Genomic DNA, 12,106 nt, shown 5'->3' on the forward strand with positions numbered 1-12,106 from the left:
ATTGACACGATGCGCAAGGCTGTCTGCGCCTCGCTGCCGGTATTCGGGCTGACGCTTGTTCTAGGCGCCGGCCTCTGGCCGCTCTACGCCGCCGATGCAAACGACCCCGCCGCCACCCTCCTGTGCCTCACCCTTCGGATGCTGTCGGCCTTGACGGTACCGCATGTACTCCTCGACCGGATTGTAGGCTGGTACGAGAATTAGCGGCCCATGCCGGTGACTGCATCGCCGCTGGCAGACACGGCCTCGATTTGAATGTCGGTCAATCATCAGCCGTGCTCGTAAGCCGCCATTCCGCTTCCCACCCGACACGGTCGTAGGGCAGGTCGGCAGGGTCTCAGCTAAACCATCATTAGGGATGCAGGCCTACATCTGTCGGAAATCCGACGGTATTCCCGACATTGTCAGGATGGTGATGAGGAAGGTGTACTTGCGGCCGACCATGTCGCCGAGACGGCCGAACACCAGGGCANCCACCCGACACGGTCGTAGGGCAGGTCGGCAGGGTCTCAGCTAAACCATCATTAGGGATGCAGGCCTACATCTGTCGGAAATCCGACGGTATTCCCGACATGAGCCTCGGGTCCGGTAACCCGCTCGTTCACGAGCTGAACCGTCCGTTTCCGACCCAACTACGCCGAAGAAGCCATTTCGTCGGGTGCTCTGAAGCAGACCTAACCCGTGCCTTCGCCGCGGTCTGCTTGCCCAAGCAATATCTGCTGCAACTGGCCGACCGCTGTCTCGATCTGCGTTTCGTTGAGCGACGAGTATCCGAAGACCAACATGTCGTCCCGTGCCCCGGGGTCGAAATCGTAGGCAGCCCCGCTCGAAAGGGCGTAGACCCCTAGGCCCTGCTCGCGTGCGAGAAGCTGGATCTGCCGGGCGGGCGGAAAGCCGGGTGGAAGGCGCCAGACCAGATGCAGGCCACTCTCGCCGCCGAGGACGACGGCCCCGTCGAACGTCCTGCGCAGTGCTCCAACTAGACAGTCACGGCGCGCCTTGTAGACCTGCCTCAGGCGGCGCAGGTGCCGGTCGAAGTGCCCTTCGTCGATGAAGGCGGCGAGCGCAGCCTGCTCAAGCCAGGCCTGGCCGTTACTCATCCGTGCTTTCAGCATCCGCGCCTCGTCCCAGAACATGCGCGGGACCGTGGCGAAACCGATGCGCAGGCCAGCGCCCACGGACTTGGAGAACGTCCCGGCATAGAAGACGCGCCGACCTCCGTCGAGACCGGCCAGGGCCGTCAATGGCGGCCCGTCGTACCGGAAGTCGCTGTCGTAATCGTCCTCGACGATGTAGCTGTCGGTCTCCTCCGCCCATCGCAGCAAGGCCAGGCGCCGCGCCAGCGGCATGGTGGCCCCGGTGGGGAACTGATGCGAGGGCGTGACGTAGAGCAGGCTGCCCTTGGCCGGCGGCAGAAGGTCTGTTCGCAGCCCCTCGCCGTCGACCGGCACCGGATGGATCTCCAGGTCGGCGTTCCTGAAGATCAGCGAGGCTCCGAGGTAGCAGGGGTTCTCGATGCAGAGCTGTCGGGTATGTCCCTTCAGCAGATTGAACACGAGGTTGAGGGCGTCCTGCCCGCCCGTGGTCACGATGACCTGATCCTCGGTCACCGCCACCGCTCTGGCCCGACGTAGGTGCGTGCTGATGGCCCTGCGCAACTCCGGGAGGCCGGCCGGATCGCAGTAATCGGTCAGGTATGTCGTCTCCCGCGCAAGGAGGCGCGTCACGATCCGGCGCCAGATGGCCAGGGGGAACCCCGCCGGATCGGACCGCCCGACCCAGAAGTCGAGTTCCGGGCGGTCCCCTCCGCCACCGGGCGAGCCCGCGAAGCAGAGCAGGGGCTCGCTCGACGCGTCCGGCACCGGGCCGTTCGTGAGAGACCGACTTCCCTGTTGGATCAGTAGGAGGCTGTCCGGCGAGATCGGCTCAACGAACAAGCCCGCCGTGCCGCGCGCCCGGACGTAGCCTTCCGCCGCAAGGCGTTCGTAGGCCAACATCACGGTGTTGCGGGACACCCGGAGTCGCTCCGCCAGAAGGCGGCTCGGAGGCAGAGCCATGCCGGCCTTGATCTGCCCATCCAGAATGATCTCCCGAACCTGGTCGAACACCTGCGCCTGAAGCGGCTTCTCGGACTTGGCGTCCAGGGTGAGCGTCAGTTCCACACGTTCCATCCTGCCCGAGGTCGCTTGCTTGCCGTGGCGTACCCCGTCCCTGCCGTCACGAACCAGCTCTCAGGCGCACGCCCCCGATCCGCGACAAAACGGTTGGTACCACAACCCAGCGCTCATTTGGCCCTTCCACAGGACCAAAATTTGGAATTGTTTGCACTTGAGTGCATTCTGCTGACGCACCGGGCCGGCCCGCCAGAAAAATAAGGCGGGACGCTCGGCCGTGGAGGAAACATGAACGAGATCGTCAAGCCCGATTCCCTGCTCGTCGCCCAGGCCGAGAGCATCACCGAGACCTTCTTCGGCGGCTGCCCGCACGATTGCCCGGACACATGCTCGATGCTGTTCGAAGTCAAAGACGGGGAACTGCTCAGCGTGCGCGGTAACCCGGATCACCCGATGACCCGGGGCGGCCTTTGCGTGAAGCTGAAGGACTACGAGAAGCGCCACTACCATCCTGACCGGCTGCTCTACCCGATGAAACGGGTCGGGCCGAAGGGCTCGAAGCAGTTCGAGCGCATCACCTGGGACGAGGCCCTCGACACTATCGTCACTCGCTGGAAGGCGATCATCGACCAGTACGGCCCCGAGGCCATCGCGCCCTACAGCTACCTCGGCAACCAGGGCCTGGTGCACGGGCTGAACGGCGGCGACGCCTTCTTCAACCGGATGGGCGCCACAGTGACCGAGCGCACCTTCTGCGGCGAGGGCTCGTGCACGGCATGGCTGCTCACCGTCGGCCCAACAGCGGGCCTCGATCCGGACAGCTACATCCACTCAAAGTACATCGTGATCTGGGCCTGCAACTCGGTCAGCACGAACCTGCACCACTGGGCCATCGTCAAGGACGCTCAGAAGAAGGGCGCCAAGGTCGTCGTCATCGACACCTACGCCTCACGTACCGCCAAGGCGGCCGACTGGCACATCGCGCCGAAGCCCGGCACCGACGGCGCGCTCGCCATGGCGCTCATCAACTCGATCATCGAGCAAGGCCTAGTCGACCAGGACTACGTCGACAACTACACGGTCGGCTTCGAGGAGTTGAAGGAGCGGGCCAGCACCCGCACGCCGGAATGGGCTGCTGAGATCACCGGCGTCCCGGCCCAGGACATCCGCAAGCTCGCCCGCGAGATGGCGACCGAGCAGCCGGTGGGCATCCGCATGGGCGTGGCGCTGGAGCGACATTACGGCGGCGGCCAGACCATCCGGGCGGTGTCATCCATCCCGGCGCTGACCGGCGCCTGGCGCCATGTCGGTGGCGGCGTCACGCAGTTCGGCGTCTGGGAGCACCCCTACAAGTTCGACGTGATGTGCCGGCCCGACCTGATCCCGGAGGGCACCCGCGTCATCAGCAACCTTCAGATCGGACGGGCGCTTACCGGCGAGCTCAAGCTCGATCCGCCGATCATGTCGATGATGTGCTGGAACTCGAACCCCGTCACGCAGGCGCCCGAGACCGACAAGATCGTCGCCGGGCTAATGCGCGAGGACCTGTTCATGGTCTCGGCCGAACACTTCATCTCGGACACCGCCTCCTATGCTGACATCGTGCTGCCGGCGACGATGGGGGCGGAGATGGAGGACATGATCCTGTCCTGGGGCCACCTCTACCTGACCTACAACACCAAATGCGCGGATGCGCCCGGCGAGGCTATCCCGAACAACGAGATCTTCCGTCAGCTCGCGGCCCGGCTCGGCTTCGAGGAAGAGAACTTCAAGTGGACCGACACGGAGTGCCTGGAGCACTACGTCGACTGGAACGCCCCGGCCTGCGAGGGCATAGATCTCCAGTACATGCGTGAGAACGGCTTCGCCCGGTTAAAGGTCGGCACGCCGGACGACCGCGCGCCCCACCGCGAGGGCAACTTCCCGACGCCGACCGGCAAGTGCATGTTCATGGTCGAGGGTGCCACGAACTTCGTCGCGCCACCGTTCCGGCAGATGTACGAGGGCTTCCAGCCCGGCGAGGCGCTTGATCCGCTACCCGACTACCTCGGCCCGCGGGAATCCCACGCCAACGACCCGGAACTCGCCAAGCGCTTCCCGCTCAACATCGTCTCGCCCAAGAGCCATTACTTCCTGAACTCCTGCTACGCGAACATGGCGGACAAGCAGAAGGGCCAGGGCGAGCAGTTCGTGATGATCAGCCAAGCCGACGCCGACGCCCGCGGCATCCGGGACGGCGACCGGGTCCGGGTCGCCAACGACCGCGGCGCGTTCAAGGGCGTGGCCCGCATCACCGACGACGTGAAGGCGGGCATCGTTGTCGCGACGCTGGGCTACTGGCGCCAGTTCAACGAGGGCACGGTCAACAGCATCTCGTCGGGCGCCTTCACCGACATGGGCCACGCACCGTCGTTCTCAGACAACCTCGTCGAGGTTGCCCGGGCGAACTGAGGTCAGCGATTAGCTGAGCAATAAACAAGCGTCCTACGGGTCGCTTGTTCCTGATCAATGGTTCTTTAGGTTAGCCTGCGCCGAGAACGCATTGTGAGAGCATCTCGGTGTTCGTCGAAAGCACACCCAGGCGTCCGCTTCTTCCGCCCTTACGCCCGAAAGCGGACCGGCAAAAATCCACCCGACACGGTCGTAGGGCAGGTCGGCGGGGTCTCAGCTAAAGCATCATTAGGGATGCAGGCCTACACCTGTCGGAAATCCGACGGTATTCCCGACATTGAGCCTCGAGCGCGGTAATCCACCCCTCCATGAGCTGAACCGTCCGCTTCCAACCCAAAGCAGACTTCTAGCGGGAGGCCTGGCGAATATTTTTTGCCAGTAGAAAAATGAAAGCAATACAAAATATACTCGGAATTATTTTGATTATTGGGAACCTCATGCTCGTGATTATGATCGGCTCATCGCAGCCGAATCGTGGAATGACTTTTATAACGGCGCCCGGCTTGAATTTAAGATAATTACTTTCTCCGCCAAAATCAGTTTTTGTAATGCATTCTCTATAAATATTTTTATCATATATTCTAAATTTTACTAATCCAGAAAGCGTTATCCTATAACTGCTCGCTGATATTACCGTAGCTTCGATCTCTGTACCATTTTTAGCGAGATAGTAAGCTTCAATACTACGCCATGTTTGCCAGAAGCTGAATCCGGCAAGTGTTAGGATAACCAGCAGGATGAAAACACCCGGAATGATAAGGCGAAGTCGCTCGCTTCGCGAAAGGCGTGGTGGTGATGTCATCGCAATCGCTTTAGCTCAGGTGCTTAGGGACAGGTGGATACCGTCCGCTTTCACCAAACCCGGTCGTTTAGCGGACGGACGGGTCCCGACCCAACTCAGCCTCCAGGACCTACGCCCGCGCTTCTTCATGGAGGATGTTCGTCGTCCCGCAGAAAACTTCGGCTCAGGGTGGGACATCGACCCTTCGCCCTGAAGCTAACAAGCGTCGGCCACCCAGGAATTTCAGATTGGTCTGGACTACCGGATTTATTGGATGTTGAGAGAGGGCAACTCAAAAATTTTTTGGAGGACAATACAGGCTCCAATTGCCCCCGTCCTTCAAGCGCTTAACAACGACCGTGATGAGCGATCCCTCAGTCCTACTGAAAATCAGGCATTGTGGGATTTTTAGGTGTTTAATTGCGAGTTTTTTAGCGTCCTCACCATCAACACTGATTTTAGAAGAGCAATCTTCATTGAGTGAAATTGAATTTATTATGAGATTTATTTTAAGAAAATCAGAATCACCTGTTGATTTTGGCGTGGTGGATTTTTCGCATTGGTCGAAATTGCTTGTGAACCAGGAAAAGCACTGAAGTTGTCTGCAATCTGCGTTCGCAGTATTTGTAATCAGAACAAAAGCGACTGCCAACCTTAAGCGCATCAACTCAGATCCTATTTGTGACTACTTGCCCAGTGACACGACCATAGAAGATAGGACCGATAAATTCTAGAAAGCGCGCAAGAGTAATGTCCGCTTATATGAATGAGCGCTCTAAAGCGAACGGTCGCAAAACCACCCATCCTGGCCTTAGAGCGCTCCGGCCGATGTCGACCAAACCCGGACGTAGGTTATCTCTTACCCCAAGCGGGTGTGGAGTGGGCCAAGGAGTCCCAGATCATTGCAGACCTTTTGCCTAACGAATGATAGGTTGCAGGATAGCGGGAAACTAGGCATTTATACGCTTACGCAAGCTTATTTAGGACGCTGGCCCTTGCCAGAGCCACAACTGACAGAAACCATAGTATAACTGTTTTGCCTTAGGCACAGCACATATAATTCTCAAATTCGGCTCATTCTTGCTCTCAATAGCAGTGCAATAATTATCGTTCTCTTCAAAATACTTAAATATGTTCAATCCGTCGATATCTAATATGTATTTTGTCAAATTTGACTTCTGTATATACAAAGAAAATACACTGCATGTAGTGATGTCTGGGCTGCTGTCTAATTGGAATAAGCCAATTTTATAAGTTACTCCTTGTGACAACATTCCCCATTCCGCCAAGATTGTCGATTTCTGCACCTCATCACGTATAGGATATTGTCGAGGTATCTTCTCGAACTCAGGCGATGGTCGATCTGTTATGAGTTTCCCTAGCGCATGACGATGTCGGTAACAGGTCCGCTCAAATATATCCTTGAAACGGCGTGTCGCTTCTTTCAGATCGACCTCGTACGGTCCGGTCGGCAAGTTCGGTCCGGCCGACACTTGGAAGGTTGCTGCAACGATTAATCCACCTGCGATAATAAGTGTTCTCCACATCGTCAAAAATGTCTCCTCGCGACCCCCAGCGGACATCGACAATGCACCACATAGGGTTGCCACTCTGCTCCTAGAGAGGTGGGTATGAAATGGGTCGCGCTGATGTTTGTGGCGGTGATGACACTCGCGATTGTGCTCTGCGTCGACGCATGCAGGGAGATCAATAGGGAGATCGACCGCTGCTCTGACCAGACATCGGGAAGCTACATCTGGGATGACGCCGCTCGACGTGCAGAATGCGGGCGATGACAGGTCCGCTCCCATCCGAACCAGTCGTACACCGGACCATCAGATCCCGACCCAACCTTGCCGCATTGCCCGATCAACGCTGCTCCCGAAAGTAGGGGTCTTCAGGCTCAATCCGGCGAATTGTCCGAAGGCGGCGGCAATAGGTCTGGCTTCAAGCTTGGTTCAGATGCTGAGAAACAGCTGCCGCACGCATCAGCGATCCAACTGTCTCCCTGGTCTCCCCGGCGACCCCAGACATCGATCTTCGTGCCCCCATGGCCCTCAAAAATGAAGCTCGTGGATCGGATGCCCCATAGTTCAACTAGCTCGTCGCTCACGGAGACCGTTGGTCCGGCTCCGAGCGTCAGTTGAGGGATGATGGCTTGATTCGTCACTTTGCCGATCATCACCATGCAGAGATCTCCGTGACACCCGGTCTCGATGCGCAGCAGCAGGGGGGCGCCCTCGCGCCATAATCCATTGTCCCTGATCCTAGCTGCGGCAAGTGCCGCATCGGCGTCCCTCGGCCTCTCGGAGCGAATCAGCGCCGCAATACGGCCCTTGAGTTCGTCTGGCAGTGGGTCCTCGATACGAAAACGTGCGCCCTCCGCGGAAGCCACGCCAATCATGGTTAGGCTCAGCGCCGTCGCGAGAATCACTGATCGCCACCGAGACACCATAGCTTGCAGCCTTACACCCTTCGAGCACTACGTCCGCCTCCTGCATGCCTGATCTTAAAGCGGACGGCAGCAAATCCACCAATAGGAGACGTTTAAGTTACTGATGTAGTAAGCCACCGATTAACAAGGTATAGATGAAAAACGTGACATGCTATTAATATGCATCCAATAATTATTATATATCGAATTTGCTGATGTTCTGTCTTGTGGTGAATAGATGTCAGGAATGATCCTATAACAATGAAACTCATTGCCGGTATAATCGACAATCCAATCAAAATGGGCGCATACATAGTCGGCTCCCAGTTTTTATTCCAATGCATTGGAATGCGAGGAGTGTCACCAAGGACATAAGCCGCAAATGATGATAATGATACGAGAACAACAATAGGAATAGCAGCTACAGCGTGAATTGCTTTCAACGTGGCTCCTCCTGACATTAAGGTCGGCTCCCCACCCCCAGTAGGCGTTCGGTAGGAACTTAGGGGCCTACTGCCGCTTTGAAGTAAAAAGTTGTTGGGTGTAGCGAGAGAATATAAAGCAAGGCAATATTATAGCTGATACATAAAAAACGAATGCATACTCATCCGCAATTTCAAATATAATACAAATTACAATAATAGAAATACAGAACGCAGAGACCTTGAGTGATCGTGCTATCGCGGTTTTGAATGTATGAACATCCAGAAAAAACTCTGCAAGAAAGTTATAATTGATAAACATAACAGCTCCTGCGCGCGACTCTATATGAACTTATATCCGAAAGCTGAATGACCGCTTCCCACTTTTAGCTTCCTCTCCGCCGGCATGCCCAGCAAAGGCTGCACGCGCACACGGTGCATAGCTTAGCATTGTCGGAGATCCGATCGTTTTTCCGACGCTGGGACCGGGCGGGTCCTGAACCCAGCAAAACGGCCGAGTTTCTGTCGGGAAAATATGACTGGTTTTCTATTGCGGATTAAACGTCACTGAATCACTATCCCGACATGCTCGTCGGATATGCCCGCGTCTCCACCCTCGACCAGAACCTCGACCTTCAGCGCGATGCCCTGACCAAGGCCGGGTGCGAACGCCTGTTCGAGGAGAAGAAGTCCGGCAAGGCCGGCACCAAACGCCCCGAGTTCGAGGCGGCGCTCGCCTACCTGCGGCCGACCGACGTCCTGGTGGTGTGGAAGCTCGACCGCCTCGGCCGATCCCTCGTCGAGATGATGCGCACCATCGACGCCCTGCGGGTGAAGCAGATCCACTTCCGCTCCCTGACCGAGCAGTTCGACAGCGACACCGCCCATGGCCGTTTCGCCCTGCAGATGCACGGCGCCATGGCCGAGTACTTCCTCGACCTCAACCGCGAGCGCACCATGGAGGGGCTCAAGGCGGCCCTGGCACGGGGCCGCAAGGGCGGACGGCCGAAGAAGCTGTCGCCCGCCGACCTCGAGGTGGGACGTGCCCTGCTGCAATCCGGCACCATCTCGATCGCCGCCATCGCCAAGCGCCTCGGGGTGAGCCGGGACACGTTCTACAGCTACTTCCCCAAGGCCCGGGCCCGCAGCCAGGCCGCCGCGGCCGCGACCGCATCCGACGGGGAGGCCTGAGCCCCATGCCGATCCGACGCGAGCACCGCTTCTTCTACCCCATCGACTGGCCCCAGCTCTCGGCCGTGATCCGCTTCCAGCGGGCAGGGGGCCGGTGCGAGGTCTGCGCCCGCCCACATGGCCAGCGGGTGTTCCACCTCGGCGATGGCCGGTGGTGGGACGGGGAGGCGGTCTCCTGGCGCGATGGGGCAGGGCGCTTCATCTGCCTCGCAATCGGCGTCGACGACGTCCTCGGGCAGGTGCGGACCACGCGCGTGGTCCTGGCCACAGGGCACCGTGATCATGACACCGCCAACAATCGTTCGAAGAACCTCACGGCGTTCTGCCAGCGCTGTCACATGAACCACGATCGCCCCGAGCATCGGCGCCGGCGCTGGCGCACCCTGTTCCGAAGGAAGGCCCTGGGCGACCTGTTCAAGGGCCCGTATCCGAACGTCTGACCCGAGAGGTCCGGGGGCCGAGCACGGCCTTGGAGGCGGCTGCAGGACGATTCGCTAGCGCAGCCCCCCGCCACTTCAAGAATGTCGCCAACGGCCAAGCTTTGCTACCGCGGCGCGGAAACCGGCTGGGATGGGGCAGGATGCGGTCAGTGAGCGACGGCGGAGCGAACGACACCAGGGCCGCCCGGCTCCGGCGCCTGTGGCGCAGCCACGATACCAACGTCCGCACCAGCGGCCTCGCCCTCGGCCGGCCTGCGCTGGTGGCAACAGGGCAGGGGGCCCTTCGCCGGCCGGCCCACGGCATGACGGCGCGGGAGTTGATCGCCATGGCGCGGGCGGCCCGATCCGGCAGCGCATCGCCGATGCCGGGGTCTCAATTCGACACGCGGCGGATCGATCGGCCCTGACCCAACGGGTAACCAGCGACCCTGCATCCTCCTCGCGAGCCATGTTGCGTACCGGCTCAGCCGTGAGATGGACGATCCTCCCCGCCGGCCCGTGAGCAGATCGGGCGGCGGGGCTGCTTCATTGAAAATTAACCATAAAGCCCCCATTTGAGGAGGATACCGATCGCGGCTCTGCCGCTGGATCGGAAAGCGGCCACGATGCCGGGATGGGGTGACGCCGGATGTACGCGCACCGTGTCCCAGCGTCCGTGGCCGTTGCCATGTCCGGGCCTGGGCTGGCGCTTAACGGTTTGTTGCCGATGTTCCTTCAGGTTGCCTCCATCTCTTGAGGATCCTGACCGATGCGCGTTCTACTGATCGAGGACGATGCGTCGGTCGCGCAAAGCATCGAGCTGATGCTTAAATCCGAGCGGTTCAACACCTACACCACCGATCTCGGTGAGGAGGGGATCGATCTCGGCAAGCTCTACGACTACGACATCATCCTCCTCGACCTGAACCTGCCCGACATGTCGGGCTACGAGGTGCTGCGCGCGTTACGCGTGTCGAAGGTGAAGACCCCGATCCTCATCCTCTCCGGCATGGCCGGCATCGAGGACAAGGTGAAGGGCCTGGGCTTTGGCGCCGACGACTATCTGACGAAGCCCTTCCACAAGGACGAACTCGTCGCCCGCATCCACGCCATCGTGCGCCGCTCGCAGGGCCATGCCCAGTCGGTGATCACCACCGGCGACCTGGTGGTGAACCTCGACGAGAAGACGGTGGCCATCGCCGACACCCGAGTGAACCTCACCGGCAAGGAGTACCAGATGCTGGAGCTCCTCGCCCTGCGGAAGGGCACGACCCTGACGAAGGAGATGTTCCTCAACCACCTCTACGGCGGCATGGACGAGCCCGAGCTGAAGATCATCGACGTGTTCATCTGCAAGCTGCGCAAGAAGCTCGCCAACGCCTCCGGGGGCCAGAACTTCATCGAGACGGTGTGGGGCCGCGGCTACGTCCTGCGCGAAGGCGCGCCCGAGATGCGTGCCCTGGCCAGCTGACGCCGGCGTCCCCGGCCAAATCCCGACGTTAGGTTCCCGGTAACCCTTCGCCCTCAGCCTGGCGCGCATGACCAAGCGCACCATCAAGACCACCAGGGCCGCCCTGTGGGCTGCATCGCTCGCTCTCTGCTGCCTTGCCGCGTTCACGTTCATGCGCGCCACACAGGCCGCTGATCACAGGGCCCTGGTGTCGCTCGGGCGAGACCCTGAGACCACCGGTTCGGTTGTGATGAAACCGATGAAATGGTGTGGCGTCGCCCCTTGGTGCCGGTAACGGGTCAAGTTATTCAGATCCCGTCCGCCCTGTGCGCCATTCGGCGTATTCAGCTATGCGCGTAGCGCGAATAGATCGAGTTGCTGCGGGTGCGGCCGCTTCGAACTTCGTAGGGGAGGACGCCGCGTGTTCGTCAGTTCGAAGGTCGGGCGCACCGCGCCGGTGGCACGCGCCTGCTCGCGATAGAGCTTCGGCGTGATGTTGATGCGCCCATCGGCCATCGCGGTGCCCGCCAGAGTGACGGGCGCTCGGGCTTTTGCCGATCAGGTTGGGTCATATGCATCGTAGCCAGCGCCGGCGATGCCCTTGCGGCACTGTTGCGGGGTGAGACTTTCAGGGGCGGATTGGATCGTAGACCTGTTTCCCGACTGCTCTTCGGCACTGGTGCGGGACTGGCTTGCCGCCCACCCGAGCGTGACCGCCAGCAGCCGTGACTGCTCAGGGTCCTACGCTTAGAGTCCGTCCGATAAGTCATGACGCTCGGCCCAGCCTTCGGACGAGGATCATGATGGCGGCGGCGTAGAGGAAGGCCTGAGCTGAGGCGAGGGT

General features: G+C 59.9%; 10 protein-coding genes and 1 pseudogene. 8 read left to right on the forward strand and 3 right to left on the reverse strand.

What is annotated here, in order from left to right; genetic code table 11:
• Positions 1 to 204, forward strand: a pseudogene (locus ASF27_RS14215) (hypothetical protein); the annotation flags it as partial.
• Positions 205 to 674: 470 nt separating this feature from the next.
• Here ASF27_RS14215 and ASF27_RS14220 read toward each other — a convergent pair.
• Positions 675 to 2,162 carry a PLP-dependent aminotransferase family protein gene (locus tag ASF27_RS14220; RefSeq protein ID WP_056361086.1) on the reverse strand — a complete coding sequence of 496 codons (1,488 nt, stop codon included), beginning with the start codon at positions 2,160 to 2,162 and terminating at the stop codon, positions 675 to 677.
• A gap of 240 nt (positions 2,163 to 2,402) precedes the next feature.
• Here ASF27_RS14220 and ASF27_RS14225 point away from each other — a divergent pair, with 240 nt between their 5' ends.
• Positions 2,403 to 4,565, forward strand: a complete 2,163-nt coding sequence (locus ASF27_RS14225; protein WP_056361089.1) for a molybdopterin oxidoreductase family protein — start codon at positions 2,403 to 2,405, stop codon at positions 4,563 to 4,565.
• Positions 4,566 to 4,911: 346 nt separating this feature from the next.
• Here ASF27_RS14225 and ASF27_RS22345 read toward each other — a convergent pair whose 3' ends face one another.
• Entirely contained in the window at positions 4,912 to 5,367 is a 456-nt protein-coding gene (locus ASF27_RS22345; protein WP_156467533.1) for a hypothetical protein, read from the reverse strand.
• Positions 5,368 to 5,708: 341 nt separating this feature from the next.
• On the opposite strand from ASF27_RS22345, the gene ASF27_RS22350 reads away from it, so the two are divergent.
• The gene (locus tag ASF27_RS22350) at positions 5,709 to 5,942 is read left to right on the forward strand and encodes a hypothetical protein (protein WP_156467534.1); all 234 of its coding nucleotides are present in this window, start codon (positions 5,709 to 5,711) and stop codon (positions 5,940 to 5,942) included.
• A gap of 1,307 nt (positions 5,943 to 7,249) precedes the next feature.
• Here the strand turns inward: ASF27_RS22350 and ASF27_RS22355 are convergent.
• Positions 7,250 to 7,780 carry a hypothetical protein gene (locus ASF27_RS22355; RefSeq protein ID WP_156467535.1) on the reverse strand — a complete coding sequence of 177 codons (531 nt, stop codon included), beginning with the start codon at positions 7,778 to 7,780 and terminating at the stop codon, positions 7,250 to 7,252.
• Positions 7,781 to 8,787: 1,007 nt separating this feature from the next.
• Between ASF27_RS22355 and ASF27_RS14230 the strand changes: the two genes are divergently transcribed.
• The 5 genes from ASF27_RS14230 (at position 8,788) to ASF27_RS22870 (ending at position 11,557) form a co-directional block, all read left to right on the forward strand.
• Positions 8,788 to 9,393, forward strand: a complete 606-nt coding sequence (locus ASF27_RS14230; protein ID WP_056361092.1) for a recombinase family protein — start codon at positions 8,788 to 8,790, stop codon at positions 9,391 to 9,393.
• Positions 9,394 to 9,398: 5 nt separating this feature from the next.
• Positions 9,399 to 9,833, forward strand: coding sequence for a hypothetical protein (locus ASF27_RS14235; RefSeq protein WP_056361096.1), 435 nt, complete (start codon positions 9,399 to 9,401; stop codon positions 9,831 to 9,833).
• 149 nt (positions 9,834 to 9,982) lie between these two features.
• Positions 9,983 to 10,240: a hypothetical protein gene (locus ASF27_RS14240; protein ID WP_156467536.1), complete on the forward strand. Its 258-nt coding sequence runs from the start codon at positions 9,983 to 9,985 to the stop codon at positions 10,238 to 10,240.
• Positions 10,241 to 10,581: 341 nt separating this feature from the next.
• Positions 10,582 to 11,283, forward strand: a complete 702-nt coding sequence (locus tag ASF27_RS14245; RefSeq protein ID WP_056361102.1) for a response regulator transcription factor CtrA — start codon at positions 10,582 to 10,584, stop codon at positions 11,281 to 11,283.
• Between the two features lie 67 nt (positions 11,284 to 11,350).
• Complete coding sequence (locus ASF27_RS22870; protein WP_210166276.1) at positions 11,351 to 11,557, forward strand: hypothetical protein; 207 nt, start codon at positions 11,351 to 11,353, stop codon at positions 11,555 to 11,557.
• Positions 11,558 to 12,106: the final 549 nt, after the last annotated feature.

The organism is Methylobacterium sp. Leaf102 (genome assembly GCF_001422425.1).
Classification (GTDB): Bacteria; Pseudomonadota; Alphaproteobacteria; order Rhizobiales; family Beijerinckiaceae; genus Methylobacterium.